The organism is Mesorhizobium sp. M2E.F.Ca.ET.209.01.1.1 (assembly GCF_004010375.2).
Lineage (GTDB): Bacteria > Pseudomonadota > Alphaproteobacteria > Rhizobiales > Rhizobiaceae > Mesorhizobium.
The window spans coordinates 74,864-98,642 of record NZ_SADP02000014.1 but is presented as its reverse complement, the minus strand read 5'-3'; the positions used below and the strand labels follow the sequence as shown (position 1 = coordinate 98,642).

At 63.4% G+C, this 23,779-nt stretch carries 21 protein-coding genes and 1 other RNA gene; 9 read left to right on the top strand and 13 right to left on the bottom strand.

Annotated elements, in window-relative coordinates; genetic code table 11:
- Window positions 1-14: 14 nt before the first annotated feature.
- The 11 genes from EN852_RS23980 to ffs form a co-directional block, all read right to left on the bottom strand.
- On the bottom strand, window positions 15-764 hold the full coding sequence (locus EN852_RS23980) for an ABC transporter ATP-binding protein (RefSeq protein WP_127877542.1): 750 nt from the start codon (window positions 762-764) through the stop codon (window positions 15-17).
- Window positions 761-1,600, bottom strand: coding sequence for an ABC transporter ATP-binding protein (locus tag EN852_RS23975; RefSeq protein WP_127877540.1), 840 nt, complete (start codon window positions 1,598-1,600; stop codon window positions 761-763). Before EN852_RS23975 ends, EN852_RS23980 begins: the two co-directional genes overlap by 4 nt.
- The gene (gene nikC / locus EN852_RS23970) at window positions 1,597-2,517 is read right to left on the bottom strand and encodes a nickel transporter permease (protein ID WP_127867579.1); all 921 of its coding nucleotides are present in this window, start codon (window positions 2,515-2,517) and stop codon (window positions 1,597-1,599) included. Before nikC ends, EN852_RS23975 begins: the two co-directional genes overlap by 4 nt.
- Complete coding sequence (locus EN852_RS23965) at window positions 2,514-3,581, bottom strand: ABC transporter permease (protein ID WP_127867580.1); 1,068 nt, start codon at window positions 3,579-3,581, stop codon at window positions 2,514-2,516. Before EN852_RS23965 ends, nikC begins: the two co-directional genes overlap by 4 nt.
- Window positions 3,582-3,599: 18 nt before the next feature.
- Window positions 3,600-5,231 carry an ABC transporter substrate-binding protein gene (locus tag EN852_RS23960; RefSeq protein ID WP_127877538.1) on the bottom strand — a complete coding sequence of 544 codons (1,632 nt, stop codon included), beginning with the start codon at window positions 5,229-5,231 and terminating at the stop codon, window positions 3,600-3,602.
- A gap of 267 nt (window positions 5,232-5,498) precedes the next feature.
- Complete coding sequence (locus EN852_RS23955) at window positions 5,499-6,773, bottom strand: lytic murein transglycosylase (RefSeq protein ID WP_127877536.1); 1,275 nt, start codon at window positions 6,771-6,773, stop codon at window positions 5,499-5,501.
- 173 nt (window positions 6,774-6,946) lie between these two features.
- The gene (gene recR, locus EN852_RS23945; RefSeq protein WP_127867583.1) at window positions 6,947-7,552 is read right to left on the bottom strand and encodes a recombination mediator RecR; all 606 of its coding nucleotides are present in this window, start codon (window positions 7,550-7,552) and stop codon (window positions 6,947-6,949) included.
- Window positions 7,553-7,752: 200 nt separating this feature from the next.
- The gene (locus EN852_RS23940) at window positions 7,753-8,736 is read right to left on the bottom strand and encodes a cell wall hydrolase (protein ID WP_127877534.1); all 984 of its coding nucleotides are present in this window, start codon (window positions 8,734-8,736) and stop codon (window positions 7,753-7,755) included.
- Between the two features lie 217 nt (window positions 8,737-8,953).
- Window positions 8,954-9,277 carry a YbaB/EbfC family nucleoid-associated protein gene (locus EN852_RS23935; RefSeq protein WP_112127993.1) on the bottom strand — a complete coding sequence of 108 codons (324 nt, stop codon included), beginning with the start codon at window positions 9,275-9,277 and terminating at the stop codon, window positions 8,954-8,956.
- 22 nt (window positions 9,278-9,299) lie between these two features.
- On the bottom strand, window positions 9,300-11,120 hold the full coding sequence (locus tag EN852_RS23930; protein WP_127877532.1) for a DNA polymerase III subunit gamma/tau: 1,821 nt from the start codon (window positions 11,118-11,120) through the stop codon (window positions 9,300-9,302).
- A gap of 106 nt (window positions 11,121-11,226) precedes the next feature.
- An RNA gene (gene ffs / locus EN852_RS23925) (signal recognition particle sRNA small type) lies at window positions 11,227-11,323 on the bottom strand.
- Between the two features lie 180 nt (window positions 11,324-11,503).
- Between ffs and EN852_RS23920 the strand changes: the two genes are divergently transcribed.
- Genes EN852_RS23920 through EN852_RS23910 form a run of 3 tightly spaced genes read left to right on the top strand, consistent with a single transcriptional unit; the run spans window position 11,504 to window position 13,212 of the window.
- Entirely contained in the window at window positions 11,504-11,923 is a 420-nt protein-coding gene (locus EN852_RS23920) for an HIT family protein (RefSeq protein ID WP_127867587.1), read from the top strand.
- 34 nt (window positions 11,924-11,957) lie between these two features.
- Window positions 11,958-12,899, top strand: a complete 942-nt coding sequence (nudC, locus tag EN852_RS23915) for an NAD(+) diphosphatase (RefSeq protein WP_127877530.1) — start codon at window positions 11,958-11,960, stop codon at window positions 12,897-12,899.
- 10 nt (window positions 12,900-12,909) lie between these two features.
- Complete coding sequence (locus EN852_RS23910; RefSeq protein WP_095819284.1) at window positions 12,910-13,212, top strand: Dabb family protein; 303 nt, start codon at window positions 12,910-12,912, stop codon at window positions 13,210-13,212.
- Window positions 13,213-13,505: 293 nt separating this feature from the next.
- On the opposite strand, the gene EN852_RS23905 is transcribed toward EN852_RS23910, so the two are convergent.
- A complete protein-coding gene (locus EN852_RS23905) occupies window positions 13,506-14,369 on the bottom strand; it encodes a prephenate dehydratase (RefSeq protein WP_112127998.1) in 864 nt (287 codons plus the stop codon).
- Between the two features lie 9 nt (window positions 14,370-14,378).
- Window positions 14,379-15,107 carry a 3-deoxy-manno-octulosonate cytidylyltransferase gene (locus EN852_RS23900; RefSeq protein WP_127877528.1) on the bottom strand — a complete coding sequence of 243 codons (729 nt, stop codon included), beginning with the start codon at window positions 15,105-15,107 and terminating at the stop codon, window positions 14,379-14,381.
- A gap of 193 nt (window positions 15,108-15,300) precedes the next feature.
- On the opposite strand from EN852_RS23900, the gene EN852_RS23895 reads away from it, so the two are divergent.
- From EN852_RS23895 to EN852_RS23870, 6 genes are all read left to right on the top strand, one after another.
- Window positions 15,301-15,942 carry a cytochrome c family protein gene (locus EN852_RS23895; RefSeq protein ID WP_127877526.1) on the top strand — a complete coding sequence of 214 codons (642 nt, stop codon included), beginning with the start codon at window positions 15,301-15,303 and terminating at the stop codon, window positions 15,940-15,942.
- Between the two features lie 157 nt (window positions 15,943-16,099).
- Entirely contained in the window at window positions 16,100-17,980 is a 1,881-nt protein-coding gene (locus tag EN852_RS23890) for an extracellular solute-binding protein (protein ID WP_127877524.1), read from the top strand.
- A complete protein-coding gene (locus EN852_RS23885; protein WP_127877522.1) occupies window positions 17,980-19,857 on the top strand; it encodes an extracellular solute-binding protein in 1,878 nt (625 codons plus the stop codon). Before EN852_RS23890 ends, EN852_RS23885 begins: the two co-directional genes overlap by 1 nt.
- A 30-nt stretch (window positions 19,858-19,887) precedes the next feature.
- Window positions 19,888-20,985, top strand: a complete 1,098-nt coding sequence (locus tag EN852_RS23880) for a microcin C ABC transporter permease YejB (protein WP_127867594.1) — start codon at window positions 19,888-19,890, stop codon at window positions 20,983-20,985.
- A complete protein-coding gene (locus tag EN852_RS23875; RefSeq protein WP_095819277.1) occupies window positions 20,985-22,124 on the top strand; it encodes an ABC transporter permease in 1,140 nt (379 codons plus the stop codon). The genes EN852_RS23880 and EN852_RS23875 overlap by 1 nt, the downstream gene beginning before the upstream one ends.
- Window positions 22,121-23,749 (top strand): ABC transporter ATP-binding protein, encoded by a 1,629-nt coding sequence (locus EN852_RS23870; protein ID WP_127877520.1) that lies wholly within the window; start codon window positions 22,121-22,123, stop codon window positions 23,747-23,749. Before EN852_RS23875 ends, EN852_RS23870 begins: the two co-directional genes overlap by 4 nt.
- Window positions 23,750-23,779 lie beyond the last annotated feature (30 nt).

Here is a 23,779-nt window from a genome sequence, read left to right as displayed (position 1 = left end):
CAACAGGAACCATCTCAAGCCGTCCGCACAAACCCCTCGCTGGCCCTGAGCAAATTCCGCGTATAATCCTCGCTCACCCGGTGGCCGATCAGCTGGCTCGCGGTCAGCGTCTCAACCGCCTCGCCGTTCTGCATCACCATCAGGCGCTCGCACATATGGGTGATGATGGCAAGGTCGTGGCTGACCATCAGGAAGGTCAGCTTGTGGCGCCGGCGCACCTCTTCGAGCAGGTTCAGCACCTCGGCCTGTACCGAGGCGTCGAGCGCCGAGGTCGGCTCGTCGAGCAACAGGATCGAGGGTTCAAGGATCAGCGCACGGGCGATCGCCACGCGCTGGCGCTGGCCGCCCGACAACTGGTGCGCGTAGCGGAAGCGGAAGCCCTTGCCGAGGCCAACCTCGTCCAGCGCGCGTTCGATGCGCTTCTCGCCGTCGGCAATGCCATGGATCGCGAGGGGCTCCTGCAGCAGGCGGTCGACCGTCTGGCGCGGATGCAGCGAGCCGTACGGATCCTGGAAGACCATCTGCACATCACGGTAAAAGGCCTTGTCGCGGGTCTTGCCAAGGGTCTTGCCGTTGACGGTGATGGTGCCCGAAGCAACAGGCGCGAGGCCGGTGATGGCCCTCAGCAGCGTCGACTTGCCGGAACCGCTTTCCCCGACGAGGCCGTAGGATTCGCCTTCCCTCACGTCGAGGCTGACGCCCTTCAGCGCGCGAAAACGGTCGAAGACCACTTCCAGCCCTTCGACAGTGATGGAAGCCGTCATGCCGCCCACTCCGGCTTGCGGTCGAGCACCGGCAGCGGATGGCGCTCGAAGCCGATCCTCGGCATGCAGTTGAGCAGGCCGCGCGTGTAGGGATGCTGGGCGTCGCGCAGTTCGGAAGCCTTGATCTGCTCGACCACCTTGCCGGCATACATGACGACGACCCGGTCGCAGAAGGACGAAACCAGGCGCAGATCGTGCGAGATGAAGATCAGCCCCATGCCGCGCTCGGCGACGAGCTTGTCGAGGATTTTCAGCACGTCGAGCTGCACGGTGACGTCGAGCGCCGAGGTCGGCTCGTCGGCGATCATCAGCTCCGGTCCGGTGATCAGCATCATGGCGATCATGGCGCGCTGACCCATGCCGCCCGAGACCTCGTGCGGGTAAAGGTCGAAGACGCGGGCCGGATCGCGGATCTGCACCGCCTGCAGCATGGCCAGCGCCCGCTCGCGCGCTTCGGCCTTGGAGACCCGTTCGTGCGTGCGCAGCGTCTCGACGATCTGGCGGCCGATGGTCATCACCGGATCCAGCGAATATTTCGGGTCCTGCAGGATCATGGCGATGCGGTTTCCCCGCAGCGACCGGCGCTGGCGTGGCGAGATCGAGAGCAGGTCGATGCCGTCGAAGGCGAGCTTCCTGGCCGAAACCTCGGCCTGCGGTGGGGTCAACCCCATGATGGCGCGGCCGGTCTGCGACTTGCCGGAGCCGCTTTCGCCCACGATGCCCAGACGCTCGCGGCCGAGCGAGAAGGAGACGCCGCGCACCGCCTGCACAATGCCCGTGCGAGTCGGGAAGGTGACGCGCAGGTCGTCGACTTCGAGGAGCGTGTCGCCGTTCATTGGTCGCCACTCCGGGGATCGAGCGCGTCGCGCAGACCGTCGCCGAGCAGGTTGAAGCCGAGGCTGACGATGAGGATGGCGGCACCAGGGGCCGCGGCAACCCACCACTGGTCGAGGATGAAGCGGCGACCCGATGCAATCATCGCGCCCCATTCGGGCAGCGGCGGCTGCGCACCGAGGCCTAGGAAGCCGAGGCCCGCGGCGGTGAGGATGATGCCGGCCATGTCCAGCGTCACCCGGATGATCAGCGAAGAGATGCAGAGCGGCATGATGTGGCGCAGCACGATGCGGAAGGGCGAGGCGCCCATCAGTTGCACCGCCTTGATGTAGTCGGAGTTGCGCACCGTCAGCGTCTCGGCGCGGGCGATGCGCGCATAAGGCGGCCAGGAAGTGATGGCGATCGCCAGCACGGCGTTCTCGATGCCGGGACCGAGCGCCGCGACGAAAGCCAGCGCCAGCACCAGCTTCGGAAAGGCGAGGAAGATATCGGTGATGCGCATCAGGATCGTGTCGGTCCAGCCGCCGGCATAACCGGCGACCGTGCCGACCAGCAGGCCGATGGGCGCGGCGATGATGGCGACGAGGATCACCACATAAAGCGTCCAGCGCGCGCCGTAGACGATGCGCGAATAGATGTCGCGGCCTAGGTCGTCGGTGCCGAACCAATGCGCGGCGCTCGGCGGCAGCAGGCGGGCGTTCTTCAGGTCGCCCACGGTCGCGGAATAGGGCGCCAGCACGTCGGCAAGCGCGGCGACCAGCACCAGCGCGATGATGATCAACATGCCGACCAGCGCCAGCCGGTTGGCGGAGAAGCGACGCCAGGCGACATAGGCGCGGCCTAGCCTTGCCTGCAGGCGCGATGCCGGCCGGTCGCTGAGCAGCCATTCGCGCCTGGACTGGATGGTTTCAGCACTCATCCGGTCTTCGTCCTTGGATCGAGCAGCCGGTAGAGCAGATCGGACAGGAGGTTGATGGCGATGAAGACCGAGCCGATGGCGATGGTGCCGCCGAGCACGGCGTTCATGTCGGCATTCTGCAGCGAATTGGTGATGTAGAGCCCGATGCCCGGCCAGGAGAAGACGGTCTCGGTCAGCACCGAGCCCTCGAGCAGGTTGGCGTAGGAAAGCGCGATCACCGTCACCATCGGCACAGCGGCGTTGCGCAGCGCGTGGCCCCAGATGATGCGCGTCTCCGACAGACCCTTGGCGCGCGCCGCGACGATATATTCCTGCGCCAGCTCGTTCAGCATGAAGGAGCGGGTCATGCGGCTGATATAGGCGAGCGACAGATAGCCGAGCAGCGCAGCGGGCAGGACGATGTGGCGCCAGGCGTCGTGGAAAACGTCCCACTGCCCCTGGATCGCGGCATCGAGCAGGTAGAAGCCGGTGATCGGCGTGAATGTGTATTCGTAGACGACGTCGAGCCGCGCCGGGAAGGCGATCCATTGCAGCTTGGCGTAGAACAGCACCAGGCCGAGCAGCCCAAGCCAGAAGATCGGCACGGAATAGCCGATGAGGCCGACGACGCGGGCGATCTGGTCGATCAGGCTGCCGCGCTTGACGGCGGCCAGCACGCCGAGCGGCACGCCGATGACGGCGCCGATGATCGTGCCCAGCGTCGCCAGCTCGATAGTCGCCGGGAAGACGCGGCGGATGTCGGCCATCACCGGATTGGTGGTCAGAACCGAGGTGCCGAAGTCGCCTCTCAGCGCTGCTTTGACATAGAGGTAGAACTGCTCGATCCAGGGCAGGTCGAGACCCATCTCGCGGCGCGTGCGCTCGACGACGGCGGTCGGCGCGCGATCGCCGAGGACGGCCAGCACCGGATCGATCGGGATGACGCGGCCGATGAAGAAGGTCACCGCGAGAAGACCGAGATAAGTCGTCACCGCGACGACCAGGAAGCGGCCGAGCGAGGATAGGATGGCGACAGCACGGGCGCTGCCGCGCCCCGCCGCCACCTGGTTTTCAGCTACGCTCACGAGGGGCGTCCGAGGACGCTATTCCTTCGAGACCGGACCGACGAAATTGGTGTCGAAGCTCGGGCCGAGCGCGAAGCCCTTGAGGTTCTTGCGCAGGCCCGCCACTTCCAGCTGCTGGTGGATGATGACGAAGGGGCTGGTGTCGAGAATCTTCTTCTGCAGATCCTTGTACATGTCGGCGCGCTTGGCCGAATCCTTTTCCAGAAGCGCCGCCTCGGTCTCCTTGGTCAGGTCCGGGATGTCCCAGGCGTTGCGCCAGGCCAATGTCTTGATCTTGGCCGCGTCGGAATTGTCCGGGTTGGAGGCGAAGGTCTGGGCATTTGAGTTCGGATCGAAATAATCCTGGCCCCAGTTGCCGATATAGATGTCGTGGTTGCGGGCACGGTATTTGGTAAGCGTTTGCTTACCGTCGCCCGGAATGATCTCCAGCTGGATGCCGGCCTGGCCGAGCGTCTGCTGGATCGATTCCGCCATGCCGGTGGTCGGCTGGCCGGTGCGAACGTCCATGGTCACCTTAAAGCCATCCGCCAGGCCGGCCTTGGCGAGCAATTCCTTCGCCTTGGCGACGTCGAGCTTGAAGGGATTGTCGTCGATCGCGCCAAGGTCGCCCTTCGGCAGGAAGGACTGGTGGATCTCGCCGATACCCTTGAGGATGGTGGTGCTCAGCGCGTCATAGTCGACCAGATATTTGAAGGCCTGGCGAACCTCGGGCTTGGCGAGATTCGGGTTCTTCTGGTTGAGGCTGATGTAGTAGACCGTGCCCTTCGGCGCGCTGGTGGTGGTGAGGTCCGCGTTCTTGGCGATGGCATCGAGGTCGTTCGGCTCGAGATTGCGGGCGACGTCGATGTCGCCGGCCTCCAGCGCCAGGCGCTGCGCCGAGCTTTCCTTCATGTTGCGGTAGATGACGCGGGCCAGCTTGGCCTTCTCGCCGTTGTAGTTGTCATTGCGCTCCAGGACGACGGCCTCGTTGGCGCGCCATTCGCGCAACTTGTACTGGCCCGAACCGGCATAGCCGGTCTTCAGCCAGGCATTGCCGAAGTCGTTGTCCCATTTGTAATCGGCGCTCGGCGTGACGGCGGCGACATGCTCCTTGACCAGTTTCGAGTCGACGACGGAAGCCACGGTGGCGGACAGGCAGTTGAGCACGAAGCTCGGCGCATAGGCCTTGTCGACAACGAACTGGAAGGTCGTGTCATCGACCGCCTTGGCCTTCTCGGTGACGTTGTCGCCGCTGATGCCGAACTGGTTGATGATGAAGGCCGGGCTCTTGTCGAGCTTGATAGCGCGCTCGAAGGAATAGGCGACGTCGGCCGCGGTGATCGGATTGCCGGACGCGAACTTCATGCCGGGCTTGAGCTTGAAGGTGTAGGTCAGGCCGTCATCGGAAACGGTCCAGCTCTCGGCGAGGTCAGGCTTGACCTTGGAGGTGTCCTTGAGGTCGAGACGGACCAGGAGATCATAGGTGTTGCCGGTGACTTCGGCGGTCGACAGCTCGAACGCCTCGCCCGGATCCATGGTGATGATGTCGTCGATCGCGAAGCCCTCGACCAGCGTGTCGGCGGGCGTGACCGCGAAGGCGGGCGTTGCGAGCAGCGCAGTCATCGCCACACCCGCAAGCAAGCTACGGACGGCAAACTTTTCCAGCATCATGGTGATCGTTCCCTGTTTTGTTGACCTGAGTTCCCGGCTCAGGGTTTGATTATTCTTTGCGAAGCCGGCAGCGGCTTGGACCACTTACCGTCGTGGTTTTTGTCCAGTTGGTCAACTCCCTATTCGACGGTGCCCCGCTCCGCAACATGCATTTTGCGAGACGGCATATCGGACCTAACGGACGGCGATCCGTCGACCCATTGCGCCGGCTAAATGGAGCAGCCGATCCGGAAAAATTTGCCAGAGTTCGTGGCCATGAAGCAGCCGTTATTTCAGTTGCGCGACCAAGCCTGCGTCGGGAAAACAGGTGGCAGGCTTACCGTTCTTCGCCTGCCAGACGCCGATCGAGCGGCGGGTCTTGAAGCCGGGCAGGCCGTCGGAGCTGCCGACGTCGTAGCCCTTGGCTTCCAGCGCCCGCTGCAGCGCGGCGATGTCGGAGCGGTGCAGGTCGCCGACCGGGCCCCAGCCGGCAACGAAGGTGGCGTCGCCCTTGGCGATGCGGTCGGCGGCATGGCCGATGAACAGGCCGTAGAGGTCGCTGTTGTTGTATTGCTTGATCACATAGAAATTCGGCGTGACGAGAAAAGCCGGGCCGCTGCGCCCCGCCGGCATGAGCAGGGAGCTTTCGGCCTTCATCTCGCTTGCCTGAAACGCCTTGTTGTCGACGCGCCTGATGCCCATCGCCACCCAGTCGGAAATCTTCTTGCCCTGGTCGGGTCCTTCGAGCGCACAGGAAACGTTTGCCGGCACCGTCACCTCGACGCCCCAGCCGCGCCCCCTCCCCCAGCCGTAGTGGACAAGGTAGTTGGCGATCGAAGCGAGCACGTCCGGCGTCGAATTCCAGATGTCGGGCCGGCCGTCGCCGTCGAAGTCGACGGCGTGCTTCAAGAAAGAGGTCGGCATGAATTGCGGCTGGCCGAGCGCCCCGGCCCAGGACGACTTCATCGCGTTGACCGGCGCCAGCCCGCGCTCGACGATCTCAAGCGCCGCCAGCACCTCGGTGCGAAAAAAATCCTTCTTGGTCGACATGAAGGCATCCGTCCCCAGCACCTCGAAGGCGTCGTAGGACATCTTGGCCGCGCCGAAGCCGGTCTCGCGACCCCAGATCGCCAGCACGATCTCGCCCGGCACGCCGTAGCGTTTCTCGATCAGACCGAGCACCCTCGAATTGGCGCTTTCGCGTGTGCGCCCGCCCGTGGTGACGGCGCTTACGATTTTTTCGGCGAAATAGTTGGCCGGCGGGCCGAACTCGGCCTGGTGCTGCTTCTCAGGCGTCGTGGGCTTTTCGCCGGGCAGGACAAGGTCGGGCAGCTTGAGGTTCGGTTTCACGCCGAGGAAAGCCTCGTCGAAGGTTTTTTTCGAGATGCCTTTGGATTTGGCCTCGGGCCAGAGATCGGTTTGAAGCCATGACCGGAACTGGTCGTCGATGGGAGCGGCGTGGGAGGGGATGGTGAAAAGCCCAATCAGTGCGAACAACAGAAATGCGAGAGCAAGCTTGTGAAAGCCGCGTTCCTTCGCGCCCCCCTCTGTCCTGCCGGACATCTCCCCCACTTGGGGGGAGATCAGATGTCGCGACGGCTTTCGCCAATCGCCAACGTTGCAGGAAGAGCGCCGGGAGCGAAGCTGCCAATCTCCCCCCTCGTGGGGGAGATGTCCGGCAGGACAGAGGGGGGCGCGAGGGACTGCCGTCATTTCCAGGTCGCCCCCCAATTCGCTCAAAACGCCGTCCGCGACCTGAGCGCCGCGGCCAGCGTGCCTTCGTCGAGGTAATCGAGCTCGCCGCCGACAGGCACGCCATGGGCCAGCCGCGTCACCTTGACCTCGAAGCCGGACAACTGGTCGGTCAGGTAATGCGCGGTCGTCTGCCCCTCTACGGTGGCGTTGACGGCAAGGATGACCTCCTTCACCTCGCCGCCGGCGACGCGGTCGACCAGCGAACGGATGTTGAGCTGGTCCGGACCGATGCCGTCGAGCGGCGACAGCGTGCCGCCGAGCACGTGGTAGCGCGTGTTCATGGCGGCCGCGCGCTCCAGCGCCCAGAGGTCGGAGACGTCCTCGACGACGATCAGCGTGCCCGCGTCACGGCGCGGGTCGGTGCAGATCATGCAAGGATCAGAGGTATCGACATTGCCGCAGGTCGAGCAGATGCGCACCTTGTCGACCGCCTCGCTCATGGCTGCGGCCAAAGGCTCGAGCAGCTGTTCCTTCTTCTTGATGAGATGGAGTGCGGCGCGCCTGGCCGAGCGCGGCCCAAGCCCCGGCACCTTGGCCAGGAGCTGGATCAGGCGTTCGATTTCCGGACCGGCGATTCTCTTCGACATCGCCTTGATCTAGAGCAATTCCAGGAAAAGTGCGAAGCGGTTTTCCGTCCGGAATTGCGTGAAAACGAAAAGATGGATCAGTTCGTCGTTTCGTGAAACGGCGGACTGATCCAGGATTTTTCCGAGCGGTTTGGAACAGCCGCAACGACACAGGGCCTGCCATGCTGCCATGACGGGCCCTGTGTTGGATGCAATCGGGTTCAGTTGGTTTCCAGCGGCCGGTCCTGGCTGGCGATCATCGCGCCGATGGCGTCGGTGTTCTCAGGCGTCGACTGGAAGCCCATCGACGCTTCCTGCGGCGCGTTGGGCACCGAAGTGATATAGCGGCCCTTGAGCGTGCCGCCGAAACGCGAGGCGTCCGGTTCGGCCATCGGTTCCTGCATCGCCACAACGACCTGCTTCTGCGCGAGGCGGCCGGATTTCTGCGACGGCGCCACGGCGGCCGTCACATAGGTCTGCTCGGCCGGAACGACCGCCTTGGCCGGAAGCGTCGGTTCGGCCGCATCGGTCGCGACCTGCTTGGCCGGATCCTGCCGTACGATCGTCTTGACCACCGGTTCGGCGGAAGCCATCAGCACGGGAGCGGTTGGATCAATCTTCTGCTGTTTGTCGGAGGCCATGGCCACCATCGGCTCATCCGGCAGCGGCTGCCAATTGCGGCCGCGCTTCTCATAAAAGGCGTTGCCGCCGGCCACCATCGTGTAATGCATGTTCTTGTAAGGGAAACGCAGGCCGGCGGTGTGAAAATACATCGTGTTCTTGAGCTTGGCCTTGCGCTCGCCGCGCAGCACCGCATCGGCGGCTTCCTCGACATCGGGCAACGCCCTGGAATTCATCGGCCGCGTCAGCACGCCCGGCGCGAACTGGCCCGGCTCTCCGACCACCTCGCAGATGGTGCTGCCATGCTGGCCCGAGCGCAGGCGGTTCATCACGACCGTGCCGACGGCGATCATGCCGTCCCGGCTCGACCGGTTAGACTCGAAGAACATCGCCCTTTGCAGGCATTCCTTGTCCTTCAGCGAGTGGCTTGTACGGGTGGTGAGGAAACTCGGCGTGAGGGCGTCGGTCAGACCCGACACCGACATGCCATGGGAGGAAGTGGTCTGGCTGCAGCCGGCCAGGAGCAAAGGGGAAGTGACGATGCCGATAAGCAGCAGCGGCGTCTTCCATCGCGTCGCGATCACCAAAAAAGCCTCATGTCCAGATGCCAGCCCGCCCCGAGATGTGGCAAGAATGAGACTCTTTCGGGCAAAAAGATGGCTAGAGGGTTAGCAACTTCTGGACTTGGGTAAAACTTTATGAAAGCGGCGAAATGAGCCCGTGAGCATTGCCGGTGAAATGGTTAATATTGCAGTCCGGGCTCGATTTCCGTTCATAATCAATTAACTGGCGGAGGCCGCCTCAGAACGGCAATTTCATTCCGGGGGGAATCGGCAGGCCCGCGGTCAACGCCTTGGTCTTCTCCTGCATCACCTGCTCGACCTTACTTTTGGCGTCATTGTGGGCGGCCAGGATGAGGTCCTCGAGTATCTCGGCTTCATCCGCCTTGATCAGCGACGGATCGATCTTCAGCGCCTTCATCTCGAACTTGCCGGTGAGCGTGATGCTGACCAGGCCGCCGCCGGCCTGGCCGGTGGCTTCAAGCGTGGCGATCTCGTCCTGCATGGCCTGGAACTTGGCCTGCATTTCCTTCGCCTTGCCCATCAGGCCGAGAAGATCTTTCATCGGGTGGTCCTCTAAGATTGTTTCAGATTTCGTCGTCGTCGGCCGCGGGCTCGACCGGCACTTCGGCTTCGGTCTCTTCCACGTCCGGCACATCCGGAATGCGCACATCGATGATCTTGGCGCCGGGGAAGCGAGCGAGGATGGCCGCGACAGTCGGATCCGCCTTGGCGTCGGAGAAGGCGTTCTCGCGCTTCGTCGTCTCCATCTCGGCCAGTGTCTGGCCGCCCTCCTCCTTCGACAGCGACACCAGCCAGTTGCGGCCGGTCCAGGCGCGCAGCTTGGAGGTCAGGTCGTTGAGCAGCATCTTCGGCGCGTCATCGGTCAGGGTGACGTCGATACGACCGGGCTCGATGCGCACCGGCCGCACGCAGCGTTTCAGCAGCACCTTGAACGCGATGTCGCGATTGGCGTCGGCGAGCGCGACGATGTCGGCCAGCGATTTCACCGGAACGACAGGCGCTTCGGCGACCGGCGCCGGTTGCGGAACGTAGGCCTCCGGCACAGGCTGCGCCTCGACCAGCCGCATCGTCTGCGCGCTCCCGCCGGTGGAAGCCGGCATCCGCGCCTGCGCCACAGCGCTGGCGCCGCCGCCATTGCCCGGATTTGCCGGTGCGCCATTGGCGCGCGGCGCGCCATTCGGCAGCGGGCCTGCGCCTTCGAGCGATTTCAGCGCCTCGTCCAGCGTCGGCAGGTCGGCGGCATGCGACAGCCTGATCAGCACCATCTCGGCGGCGCTGACCGGGCGATTGGAGGACTGCACCTCGGGAATGCCCTTGAGCAGCATCTGCCAGGTTCGCGACAGCACGCGCACCGAGAGCGTGCCGGCGAACTCGGCGCCGCGCCGGCGCTCATCCTCGGAAAGCGAGGCATCGTCGGCGGCCGACGGCACGAAGCGCAGGCGGGTGACGAGGTGGTTGAACTCGGCAAGGTCGGTGAGCACGGCGGCCGGATCGGCGCCGGTATCATATTGGGCGCGGAACTCGGAGAGCGCCGCCGCCACATCGCCTTTCATGACATGCTCGAACAGGTCGATGATGCGGGCGCGGTCGGCGAGGCCGAGCATTGCGCGCACCGCGTCGGCGCCGACGGTGCCGCTGCCATGGGCGATCGCCTGGTCGAGGATGGACAGCGAATCGCGCGCCGAGCCCTCGGCGGCCCGCGCGATCATCGCGAGCGCATCGTCATCGACCGAAATGCCTTCCTTGGCGGCGATCGAGGACAGATGCCCGACCAGCGCGCCGGCATCGATGCGCCTCAAGTCGAAGCGCTGGCAGCGCGACAGCACCGTGATCGGCACCTTGCGGATCTCGGTGGTGGCGAAGATGAATTTGACGTGCGGCGGCGGCTCTTCCAGCGTCTTCAACAGGCCGTTGAAAGCCTGGGTGGAGAGCATATGCACTTCGTCGATGATATAGACCTTGTAGCGGGCCGAGACGGGCGCGTAGCGCACGCGGTCGATAATGTCGCGGATATCGTCGATGCCTGTATGCGAGGCGGCGTCCATCTCGATGACGTCGACATGGCGGCCCTCCATGATCGCCTGGCAGTGCTCGCCGGGGATCGAAAGGTCGACGGAGGGTTGGTCGACGGTCGCCGTTTTGTAATTGAGAGCGCGCGCGAGGATGCGCGCGGTCGTCGTCTTGCCGACGCCGCGCACACCGGTCAGCATCCAGGCCTGGGCAATGCGGCCGGTGGCAAAGGCATTGGTCAGCGTGCGGACCATCGGCTCCTGGCCGATCAGCTCGGAGAAATTCGAGGGACGATATTTGCGCGCCAGGACGCGATAGGCGCCGGCCTTTCCTGTTTCCAGGCTTTCTGGCCCTGAATTTCCGGCTTCGCTCATTCGCCGTCAAAAGCTCCCAGGACCGCGACGGAAGGCGGCCGATTCCTGCGCATAGTCTCGCCCGCACGGCTTGGCGCCGTCAATGTCGCGGGAGAAAGGCGAAGAGGCGGGAGGCTGGAACAATGACCCGTTCCGGGCTCGTTAGGGCTGCTTCCTTCCGGACCTGACCCGGTTGGCGAGTGGATCGTCCACCACCAACCTCCCGCGCTCCATATCGGCAATTCAGCGGCGAAATGCAAGGGGAGAGCCGGAACCTGCGACCATATCGCGACCGGGAAGTCTTCAAATCGCCAAGAGCGGTCAATGAATCGCTTGCAGCCACCTTGCCGCCGCTCTAGCGTTCCTTGGTTTGAAGAATGATACAAAAAACAAAGGAAACGCCCATGCTGCCTGGCCTCAAGGCCGGTTTCACGCTGGACGCCCGTCTGGAGGCGGACAGCGAGCAGCTTATGTGGCTTGGCCTTTGCGAACTCAGATTGATGAACGACCGCCGCTGGCCGTGGCTGGTGCTGGTGCCGCAGCGTCCGGGCATCGAGGAGTTGCACGAGATGACGCCGCTCGACCAGGCGATGCTGACCTTCGAGACTAATATGGTGGCGCAGGCGCTGAAGCGGGTAACCGGCTGCACCAAGATCAACACCGCCGCCTTGGGCAACATCGTGCGCCAGCTGCATGTGCATGTCGTCGCGCGCTCCGAGGGCGATCCGGGCTGGCCGGGTCCGGTCTGGGGGCACGGCATACGCGAACCCTACCAGCGCTCCGACATCAGGCGGTTTGCCGAAACGATCAAGGCGGCGCTATAAGCTGACCAGTGTCCACCAGCATACCTGAGTCCCCATGACCTTCCGCCTGTTTGACGCGCCCTTGCGCGAGCCGAGCCAGTTTGTCGGCTTCGCCGGCAACCGGATCGACCGGCAATCCGAGAACCGCGCCGACGATGTGGTCGAAAAGGCGCTCGCCGACCAGACTGCGCGGCTGATGCTGATGCATGCCGGCCGGCTTTATCTCAAACTCGACGACGGCAAATTCGACCCCTGGTTCAATGTTGCCGGGAGCGAGTCCTTCGATGTCTCGCTCGACCGTGGCGTGCTACTCGGCTTCTCCGACGCTGGCCCGGTGCTGGCCGTGCCTGCGGGCATCGAGCCGGAAAATCTCCCCGAAACAGTCAAGGCGATCGATTATCGTTCCGTCTATATGCAAGGGCTGATCGACGAGGCGGCCGCCGGCGCGCTGGCGCAGGGTGCCGCTCTGCTTGCCTGGCACGCCAGCCACGCCTTCTGCTCGAAATGCGGCAACCGCTCGGAAATGCGCGCCGGCGGCTACCGGCGCCACTGTCCGGCCTGCGGCACCGACCATTTCCCGCGCACCGACCCGGTGGCGATCATGCTGACGGCAACGCGCGAGAAATGCCTGCTGGGGCGCGGCCGGCATTTCGCGCCGGGCATGTATTCGGCGCTTGCCGGCTTCATCGAGCCGGGCGAGACGATCGAGGCGGCGGTGCGGCGCGAGACGCTGGAAGAGGCCGGTATCCGGCTCGGACGCGTCGTCTACCATGCCAGCCAGCCTTGGCCGTTCCCCTATTCGCTGATGATCGGCTGTTTCGGCGAGCCGCTGAATGAGGATATCCAGGCCGATCTCAACGAGCTGGAGGACTGCCGCTGGTTTTTCCGCGACGAGGTGCGCGCGATGCTGGACAGGACGCATGGCGACGGCTTGATTACACCGCCGAAAGGAGCAATCGCCCATCACCTCATCCGCGCCTGGGTCGACAGCGAATAGGAGCGCAAGAATGATCCGTCACACCGTGGTGTTCACCTTGAAGCACGAGCCGCATTCGCTGGAGACAAAGCGCTTCCTCCACGACGCCAAGAAGATCCTGACCGGGATCAAGGGCGTCACGCATTTCGAGCAGCTGCGGCAGGTGAGCCCCAAGAACGATTACCAGTTCGGCTTCTCGATGGAGTTCGCCGACCAGGCGGCCTACACGCGCTACAACGAGCACCCCGACCACGTCGCCTTTGTGCGCGACCGCTGGGTGCCGGAGGTCGAGAAGTTTTTGGAGATTGATTACGTGCCGCTGGGGTTCGGCTGAGATTGGGTTGAGCGCACAGGTCGGGGCTAGCGAAGGCCGTCGTGCTTCGTCATCCACGGGCGAAGCAAGGAGCGAAGCGACGCGCGTAGACCCGAGGATCCATGCCGTGACTTCGACGCGTGGCGACGGTCCAGAATTCTGCTCCGCTGTGCCCCTCGACTGAGGTAAGGGCATGGATCCTCGGGTCTGCGCTCCGCTTCGCGTCGCTCCGCCCGTGGATGACGACTTCGCGAAGGCTCCCGCCAATCTCGAAGGTCGTGAGTTCCGAACCGCCGGTGACGGCCGCTAACCGTTCAGTCCGCCACCTTCCACTGCTCGCGCGAGGCGCTCGCCGGATAGACGCCGAGGATGCGCATCTCGCGCGAGAAGAAGCGCAGCTCGTCCAGCGCCAGCTTGACCAGCGCATCGTCCGGATGGCCTTCGATGTCGGCGTAGAACAGCGTCGCGGTGAAGGCGCCGAGCTGGTAGCTCTCGAGCTTGGTCATGTTGATGCCGTTGGTGGCGAAGCCGCCCATCGCCTTATAAAGCGCGGCCGGGACGTTGCGGACGCGGAAGATGAAGGTCGTCATCATCTTGGCGTCCGGCGTCGGCCGCTCCACCCATTGCTTGTTCTTGGTAAGCACGACGAAGCGGGTGACGTTGGAATCGGTGTCCTCGACATTCTTCTCGATGATGTCGAGGCCGTAGAGCTCGGCGGCCAGAGCCGGCGCCAACGAGGCCATGGTGCGATCCTTGACCTCCGACACCATCTTGGCCGAACCCGCCGTGTCCCCGGCGACCACCGGCTTCCAGCCGTTCTTGCGGATATATTTGCGGCACTGGCCCAGCGCGTGGATGTGGCTGTGCACGGTCTTGATCTCTTCGCGCTTCACCCCCGGCAGCACCATCAGCTGAAAATGGATCGGCAGGAAATATTCGCCGACGATGTGCAGCCTCGATTCCGGCAACAGGTGATGGATGTCGGCGACGCGCCCGGCGATCGTGTTCTCGATCGGGATCATGGCGAGCTCGGCCTTGCCGGTCTCGACCGCGTTGAAAGCGTCCTCGAAGGTCGGACAGGGCAAGGGGTCCATCGTGGGGAACATGTTGCGGCAGGCCGTGTCGGAATTGGCGCCGGGTTCACCCTGGAAGGAGATTCTGTTGGTCTTGGCGGTCATGGAGACGTCTCAGTTTGAAAGGATCTGTCTTGCGCGCTCAAGATCGTCGGGCGTGTCGACGCCAAGCGGCAGCGATTCGACGATCTCGGCGTCGATGCGCATGCCGGCTTCCAGCGCGCGCAATTGCTCCAGCCGCTCGCGACGCTCCAGCGGCGACGGCTTGAGCGCCACGAAGCGTTCGAGCGCGGCACGGCGGTAAGCGTAAAGGCCGATATGATGGTAAAGCGGCCCCTCGCCCCAGGGCGCGGTGGCGCGGGTGAAATAGAGCGCTTTCAGCCGTGTCGACGACAGCGGCGAGCCGACGATCTTGACGACATTCGGGTTGGTCTTCTCCTCGTCGCGCACGATCTCGACGCCGAGCGTGGCGATGTCGACCGATCTGTCCTCAAACGGCCGCAGCGACGCGCCGATGATCTCGGGATCGATGGTGGGCAGGTCGCCCTGGACATTGACGATCGTTTCCACCCGCTTTTCAGGATCGAGCGCCGTCAGCGCCTCGAAGATGCGGTCCGAGCCCGATTCGTGATCCATGCGGGTCATGATCGCCTCGAAACCATGCGCCCGCACGGCCTCCTCGACGGCTTGGGTGTCGGTCGCCACCACGACACGGCCAAGCCCGGCCTCCGCGGCGCGGCGGGCGACATGGACGATCATCGGCGCGCCGACAATATCGGCCAGCGGCTTGCCCGGCAGGCGCGTCGAGGCCATGCGGGCGGGGATCAGGATCAAGGTTGACATCGGATTTTGGAGCGGTCGAAAAACAGGGATAGAAAAGTGGCAAAAGGTCTCACTGGAAGCGCCCTTATAGGTGTTGCAACGCCAGAGCAAAAGACCTAGTTTCCGCCCGGTTTGACTGGCCTTTCAGGGCAGTTCGCGATACCGACGGACGGAGTGGACGGGACGGTCCGCCGGAAAAGGGAGCAAGGGGCGTATGGATTCCAACGAAGTCAACAAGCTGCTCGGCGGATTTCTGGGAACCTGCTTCATCATCTTTTCGATAGGCCTCGTCTCCGACGGGCTGTTCGCCTCGCCGGCGCCCGAAAAGCCCGGCTTCGCCATCGAGGCGCAGGAGCCGACCGAAGGCGGCGCGGCCGCGCCGGCCGCGGCTGAAAAGCCGATCGCCGACCTGCTTGCCAGCGCCAGCGCCGATGCGGGCGCCGCCATCTTCAAGAAGTGCCAGGCCTGCCATTCCGGCGAAAAGGGCGGCCCGAACAAGGTCGGCCCGGATCTTTGGGACATCGTCGACCGCCCCGTCGCCGAGCATGAGGGCTTCGCCTATTCGTCCGGCATGAAGGATTTCTCCAAGGGCGGCCAGGAGCACTGGACCTACGAGAATCTCAATCACTTCATCACCTCGCCAAAGAAGTTCGTGAAGGGCACGGCTATGGGGTTTGCCGGCCTGCCGAAGGAAGAAGACCGGGCCAATGTGATCGCCTATCTGCGCACGCTGTCGGACAATCCTAAGCCGCTGCCGCAGCCGGGTGCCGCCGCCGACGCCTCGGCGAAGCCGGCCGAAGCCGCGAAGCCGGCGGAAGGTGCGGCGCCAGCCAAGCCCGCGGCGCCCGCTCAATAAACAATTTGTAATCGAAGCATCCTCAGAAAAGCCGGGTTCGTCCCGGCTTTTCTGTTAGGAAACCTGCATGGACCGCTACAAAGCCGGCCCTTGCGGTTTCCACCGGCGTCAAATGATCTAGATTGCGGGTGAGCAAAGTTCGCGACGAGGAGAACGCATGACGGTCGGCCGCTTCCGCACGCTTTTCGCATCGGCATTCGCGCTCACCTTCGCCGCCAGCCTGCAGGCCGGGTTCGCCGACGAGTGGCGCACGACGTCGTCGCTGATCGGACCTTCCAAATACGGCGAGAATTTCCAGCGTTACGATTACGTCAATCCCGACGCGCCCAAGGGCGGCACCTACAATGCCGTCGCTATAGGGACTTTCGACAGCTTCAACCCCTATATAGTGCAAGGGTCGCCCGCCGCCGGCTTCGCCGATTTTGGTGGCGGCCTGCTTTACGACACGCTGATGGAACAGGCTACCGACGAAGGTAGCGTCAGCCATCCGCTGGTCGCAGACGCCTTTAAGTACCCTGCCGATTTTTCCTCGGCCACCTACCGTCTCGATCCGCGCGCCAAATGGCATGACGGCAAGCCGATCACCGTCGACGACGTGGTCTGGTCATTCCAGGTGCTGAAGGCCAACAGCCCCAGATACAACCGTTATTTCGAGAACGTGACCGAGGCGGTCGCGATCTCGGATCGCGAGGTCGAGTTCCATTTCAACCAGAAGGGCAATCGAGAGCTGCCCAAGATCCTCGGCGATCTCGTCGTTTTGCCGAAGCATTGGTGGGAAGGCACCGATGCAAGCGGCAAGAAGCGTGACATCACTAGGCCGACGCTGGAGCCGCCGCTGGGCTCTGCCGCCTATGAGATCGCCAGCTTCAGGCCCGGTTCGGAGATCGTCTGGCAGCGGGTGCCCTACTATTGGGGGGCCAAGCTGCCGGTGAAGATCGGCCGCGAGAATTTCGACACGCAACACTTCACCTACATCCTCGACGACAACGCCGCATGGCAGGCCTTCACCAAAGGTGGACTTGACGACACTCATCGCGAGATGAGTTCGCGCAGATGGGCGACGTTCTACAACTTCCCGGCCTTCAAGGCTGGGGACGTGATCAAGAAAACCTTCGAGAGCGAGCATGCGCAGCCGATGCAGGGCTTCGTATTCAACCAGCGGCGACCGCTTTTCCAGGACCGCAGGGTGCGTGAGGCTCTGACTCTGCCCTTCGACTTCGAGACGATGAACAGGACGTTGTTTTTCGGTTTCAACACCAGAACATCGAGCTATTTCCAGGGTACCGAACTGGCGTCAAGCGGGCTGCCGCAAGGCAAGGAGCTGGATATCCTGCAGAAGTATCGCGATAAGCTGCCCCTCGAATTGTTTACGCAGGAGTTCAAGCTGCCTGTCTACGACTCGCCTCAGGCTGAGCGGAAATACCTCAAACAGGCAGTTGATCTTCTTGCTCAGGCCGGCTGGCAGATCAAAGGCGGCAAGATGGTCAACGCGAAGACCGGCCAACCGCTTAAGTTCGAGATACTGGGTTCGAACGATACCGACCAGATCATCTCCAGCCCTTACATCGCCAACCTGCGCAAGATTGGGGTTGACGCCACCCTACGCATCATCGACCAGACCCAATACATCAACCGTATCAATCATTTCGACTTCGACGTGGTGACGACGGTACTTCAGCAATCTGAATCGCCCGGCAACGAGCAGCGCGAATTCTGGAGTTCGAAGGCAGCAGAAACCCCGGGATCGCGTAATCTGATGGGCATCAAGGACCCGGTCGTCGACGCCCTGATCGATCGGATCATTTTCGCCACCGATCGCGCCGACCTTGTCGCCGCCACCCACGCCCTCGACCGGGTGCTTTTGTGGAACTTCTACGTTCTGCCGCAGTACTATCGCTCGGCTGTCTGGTATGCCTACTGGAACAAGTTCGGCATGCCGGAAAAGCAGCCAGCGTATCTCGGCGCCGATATCGATTCCTGGTGGATCGACCCAGCGAAGGAAAAGGCGCTGGCCGCCAAATACAAGGGCCTCAATTGATGGAGCGGCGGACTTCGCTTCCTCGCCGCGACTTCTTGGCGCTCGGCATCGCGGCGACGGCTGCCGCGCTGCTTCCTGGCCGCGCCTTCGCCGACACCCCGACCGGCGTCAAGCTGCACGGCCTGTCGGCCTTCGGCGACCTGAAATACAAACCCGACTTCACGCATTTCGACTATGTCAACGTCGACGCGCCACAAGGCGGCACCTTCAACTTCTCGCCGCCCAATTGGGGCCAAAACCAGAGCCCGCAGACCTTCAACACGCTGAATTCCTTCGTCCCCAAGGGCGATTCCCCGCAGCGCATGGAAATGTGCTTCGATTCCCTGATGGTGAGGGCGCTCGACGAGCCGGACGCGGTCTATGGATTGATCTCCGACGGCGTCACGATCTCCGCTGATCGCAACGTCTTCACCTTCTCGCTGCGCCCGCAGGCACGCTTCCATGACGGCACGCCGCTCACCGCCGACGACGTCGCCTTCACCTATAAGCTGCTCAAGGACAAAGGGCATCCGGACTATGCGCTGTCGCTGACGCATCTGGATGATGCGGTGGCGAAGGATACCCACACGGTCGAGCTCAAATTCTCCGGCAAGCAGTCGGCCCGCACCATCCTCAACGTGGTCGGTTTTCCGATCCTTTCGAAGGCCTTCTTCACCGCCAATCCCTTCGACTCCTCCCAGCTCAACCCGCCGCTCGGCTCAAGCGCCTACAAGGTCGGGCGCTGGTCGGCGGGCGCCTGGATCGAATATGAGCGCGTGGCCGACTATTGGGGCAACGACCTGCCCGTCAACCGCGGCCAGAACAATTTCGGGCGCATCCGCATCGAATTCTACCAGGATCGCACGGCCGGCTTCGAGGCCTTCAAGAAGGGCGAGATCCTCTACCGCGAGGAGTTTACGTCACGAGTCTGGGCGACGGCCTACGACTTTCCGGCCTTCACCGCCGGCAAGGTGATCAAGCATGAGTTCCCGGCCGAGACCACACCTTCCATGCAGGCGACCGCGGTCAACCAGCGGCGCGAGCAATTCAAGGACCCGCGCGTGCGACAGGCGATCGCGCTCTGCTTCGATTTCGAATGGACGCGGCGCAACTTCTTCTATGGCTCCTATGAGCGCTCGCAATCCTGCTTCGAAAGATCCGACTTCCGGGCCGCGGGCATGCCAACGCCGCAGGAGCTGGCGCTGCTGGAGCCGCTGCGCGACCAACTGCCGCCGGAGACCTTCGGCGAGGCGGTGACGCAACCACCATCGGACGGGTCCGGGCGGGACCGCAAGCAACTGAGCGCAGCGCTGAAGCTGCTCGCCGAGGCTGGTTGGAAGCGCTCCGGCGATTTCGTGCTCAACGACAAGGGCGGGCGGTTGGCCGCCGAATTCCTGGTCGACGACGAAACCTTCGTGCAGGTCTATTCGCCCTGGGTCGCCAACATGAAGGCCATCGGCATCGATGCCTCGATCCGTCTGGTGGATTCGGCGCAATACCAGCTCAGGCAATCGACATTCGATTTCGACCTGCTGTCGGCCGCCTTCAATTTCAGCGCCACGCCGACCCGCGACGATCTGGAAATCTTCTTCCACTCGCGCAGCGCCACTGTGTCGGGCTCGCGCAACCTGTCGGGCGTTGCAAGTCCGGCGGTCGATGCGTTGATCGATGCCGTCGGCGCCGCCAAGGACCGTGAGAGCCTGACCACCGCCATGCGCGCGTTGGACAGGGCCTTGCGCGCGCGGCGCGATTGGATTCCAAGTTGGTATCTGGCGAATCACCGAAGCGCCTATTGGGACATGTTCGGCTTCCCCGAACAGAAACCCGATTTCGGCTTTCCGGTCGAGGCGCTGTGGTGGGTCGACAAGGGCAAGGCGGCAAAGATTGGCAAAGCGTGACATGAACCTTTGCGCGGAGTCCGACGCCTGATGGGCGCCTATATCCTGCGCCGCATTCTTCTCATGATCCCGACGCTGTTCGGCATCATGGCGATCTCCTTCGCGGTCATCCAGTTCGCGCCGGGCGGCCCGGTCGAGCAGGTGATCGCCCGGCTGACCAACCAGGGCGGCAACGACCGCCTCGGCAGCGGTGGCGGCGACGCCGGTGGCGGCGGCAATCTCGACGTTGCCGGCGACGTCGGCTCGAAATATAGAGGCGCGCAGGGGCTCGACCCCGAATTCATCAAGAAGCTGGAAAAGCAGTTCGGCTTCGACAAGCCGCCGCTCGAGCGCTTCGGCATGATGCTGTGGAACTATATCCGCTTCGATTTCGGCGACAGCTATTTCCGCGACATTTCGGTGCTGAACCTGATCCTGGAGAAGATGCCGGTCTCCATATCCATCGGCCTGTGGATCACACTGTTATCCTATCTGATCTCGATCCCGCTCGGTATCCGCAAGGCAGTGAGGGACGGCTCGACCTTCGACGTCTGGACCAGCGGCGTCGTCATCGTCGGCTATGCCATTCCCGGCTTCCTGTTCGGCATCATGCTCATGGTGCTGTTCGCCGGCGGCTCGTTCTGGGACTGGTTTCCGCTGCGCGGCATCGTTTCGGACAATTGGGATCAGCTCTCCTGGCCCGCCAAGATCGCCGACTATTTCTGGCACATGACGCTGCCGCTGACGGCGCTGGTGCTTTCGGCTTTCGCGACGACGACCCTGCTGACCAAGAACTCCTTCCTTGAGGAAATCCGCAAGCAATATGTCGTCACGGCGCGCGCCAAGGGCCTGTCGGAGCGCAAGGTGCTCTACGGCCACGTCTTCCGCAACGCCATGCTGATCGTGATTGCCGGCTTTCCCGGCGCCTTCATCTCGGCCTTCTTCACCGGCTCGCTGCTGATCGAGAACATCTTCTCGCTCGACGGCCTCGGCCTGCTCGGTTTCAAGTCGGTGATCGACCGCGACTATCCGGTGGTGTTCGCCACGCTCTACATCTTCTCGCTGCTTGGCCTGTTCGTCGGCCTGTTGTCCGACCTGATCTACACCTGGGTCGATCCGCGCATCGACTTCGAGCGGAGAGACATCTGATGGCCGAGGCTGCGATCGAAAGCGCACCGGCCAGGCCCCGCAGGCCATTTCTGTCGCCGCTCAACCAGAGGCGGTTGCAGAACTTCAAGGCCAACCGGCGCGGCTACTGGTCGCTCTGGATTTTCCTGCTCCTGTTCGTGCTGTCGCTGTTTTCCGAACTGATCGCCAACGACAAGCCGATCATCGCCTCTTACAAGGGCGAGATCCTGTTTCCGGTCCTGGTCGCCTATCCGGAGGAGAAGTTCGGCGGTTTCTATGCCGTCACCGACTATCGCGACCCGGTTATCCAGGACGAGATCAATTCCAATGGCTGGATGATCTGGCCGCCGGTCCGTTACTCCTATCAGACGGTCAACAACGCCATTCCGGAACCGGCCCCGGCGAAGCCATCCTGGCTCTACGACAAGAAAACGCGCTGCAGCCAGTATCCGAAAGGCGAGGCCGACGAGAACTGCACCGTCGGCAACTGGAACTGGCTGGGCACGGACGATCAGGCCCGCGACGTGTTGGCGCGCGTGCTTTACGGCTTCCGCATCTCGGTTCTCTTCGGGCTGATCCTGACGCTCGGGTCATCGCTGATCGGCGTCGCGGCCGGTGCGGTGCAGGGCTATTTCGGCGGCTGGACCGACCTTCTCTTCCAGCGTTTCATCGAAATCTGGTCGGCGATCCCGGTGCTCTACCTGCTGCTTATCGTCTCGGCCATCCTGCCGCCCGGCTTCTTCATCCTGCTCGGCCTGATGCTGCTGTTCTCGTGGGTGGCCTTGGTCGGCGTGGTGCGGGCCGAATTCCTGCGCGCCCGTAACTTCGAGTATGTCAATGCGGCCCGCGCGCTCGGCGTGCCAAACCTCACCATCATGTTCCGGCACCTGTTGCCGAACGCCATGGTGGCGACGCTGACCTTCCTGCCATTCCTGCTCTCAGGCTCGATCTCGACGCTGACCTCGCTCGACTATCTCGGCTTCGGCTTGCCGCCAGGCTCGGCCTCGCTCGGCGAATTGCTGAAACAGGCGCAGCGCAACCTCAACGCCCCCTGGCTCGGCATATCCGGCTTCATCGTCATCTCGCTGATGCTGTCCCTGCTAGTCTTCATCGGCGAGGCGACGCGCGATGCCTTCGATCCGCGCAAGACGTTCAAATGAGCGAAGCCCTGCTGTCCGTCCAAGATCTGAGCGTCGCCTTCGCGCAGGGCGGCAAGCAATCGATCGCCGTCGACCATATCTCGTTCGACATCGACAAGGGCGAGACGGTTGCCCTGGTCGGCGAATCCGGCTCGGGCAAATCGGTATCGGCGCTGTCGGTGCTGAAGCTTCTGCCCTATCCCGCCGCCAGCCATCCCTCGGGCAAGATCCTGTTCAGTGGCGCCGACCTGCTCGCGATGAATGAGAAGGCGTTGCGCGGCGTGCGCGGCAACAAGATCACCATGATCTTCCAGGAGCCGATGACCTCGCTCAACCCGCTGCACACGGTCGAGCAGCAGATCGTCGAGGTGTTGCAGCTGCATCAAGGCATGCGCGACGCGCCGGCCCGCGCGCGCACGCTGGAGCTGCTCAACGAGGTCGGCATCCGCGAGCCTGAAAAACGTCTCGACGCCTATCCGCACCAACTCTCCGGCGGCCAGCGCCAGCGCGTCATGATCGCCATGGCTTTAGCCAACGAGCCGGAGCTTTTGATCGCCGACGAGCCGACGACGGCGCTCGACGTCACCGTGCAGGCGCAGATCCTGCAACTGCTCGCGGAGTTGAAAAGCCGCAAGGGCATGTCGATGCTGTTCATCACCCACGACCTCGGCATCGTCAGGAAGATCGCCGACCGTGTCTGCGTGATGACCAAGGGCAAGATCGTCGAGACCGGGCCGACCAAGGAGATCTTCGCCAACCCGCAACATCCTTACACCAAGCATCTCTTGGCCGCCGAGCCGAAGGGCAAGCCGCCTGCGGCAGACCCGGGCGCCAAGGCCGTCATGACGGGCAAGGACATGAAGGTCTGGTTCCCGATCAGACGAGGCTTCTTCCGCAAGACCGTCGACCATGTGAAGGCCGTGGACGGCATCGACGTCACCGTGCGCGCCGGCCAGACGCTCGGCGTGGTCGGCGAGTCCGGTTCCGGCAAGACGACGCTAGGCCTGGCGCTGGCCCGCATGATCTCTTCGACGGGGGCGATCAATTTCAACGGACGCGACATCAACCAGCTTTCCTTCAGCGCCATGCGGCCGCTCAGGCGCGAATTGCAGATCGTCTTCCAGGATCCGTTCGGGTCGCTCAGCCCGCGCCTGTCGGTCTCGGAGATCATCGAGGAAGGCTTGAAGATCCACGAGCCGAAGCTCTCGCCCGACCAGCGCGACGACAAGGTGGTCGCCGTGCTGAACGAGGTCGGCCTCGATCCCGAAACGCGCCATCGCTACCCGCACGAGTTCTCCGGCGGCCAGCGCCAGCGCGTGGCGATCGCGCGCGCCATGGTGCTCAATCCGCGCTTCGTCATGCTCGACGAGCCGACCTCGGCGCTCGACATGAGCGTGCAGGCGCAGGTGGTCGACCTTTTGCGCAACCTGCAGGCCAAGCACAATCTCGCCTATCTCTTCATCAGCCACGACCTCAAGGTCGTCCGCGCCCTTGCCAATGACGTCATCGTCATGCGCAATGGCAAGGTCGTCGAAGCGGGACCTTCCGAACAGATCTTCGGCAGCCCGCAGACCGACTACACGCGCGCGCTGATGGCGGCGGCCTTCAAGATCGAGACGGCGCCGACCGGCGTGGTCAGCGAATAGGCTCGGCTGGATTGACGTAACAAGGACTGA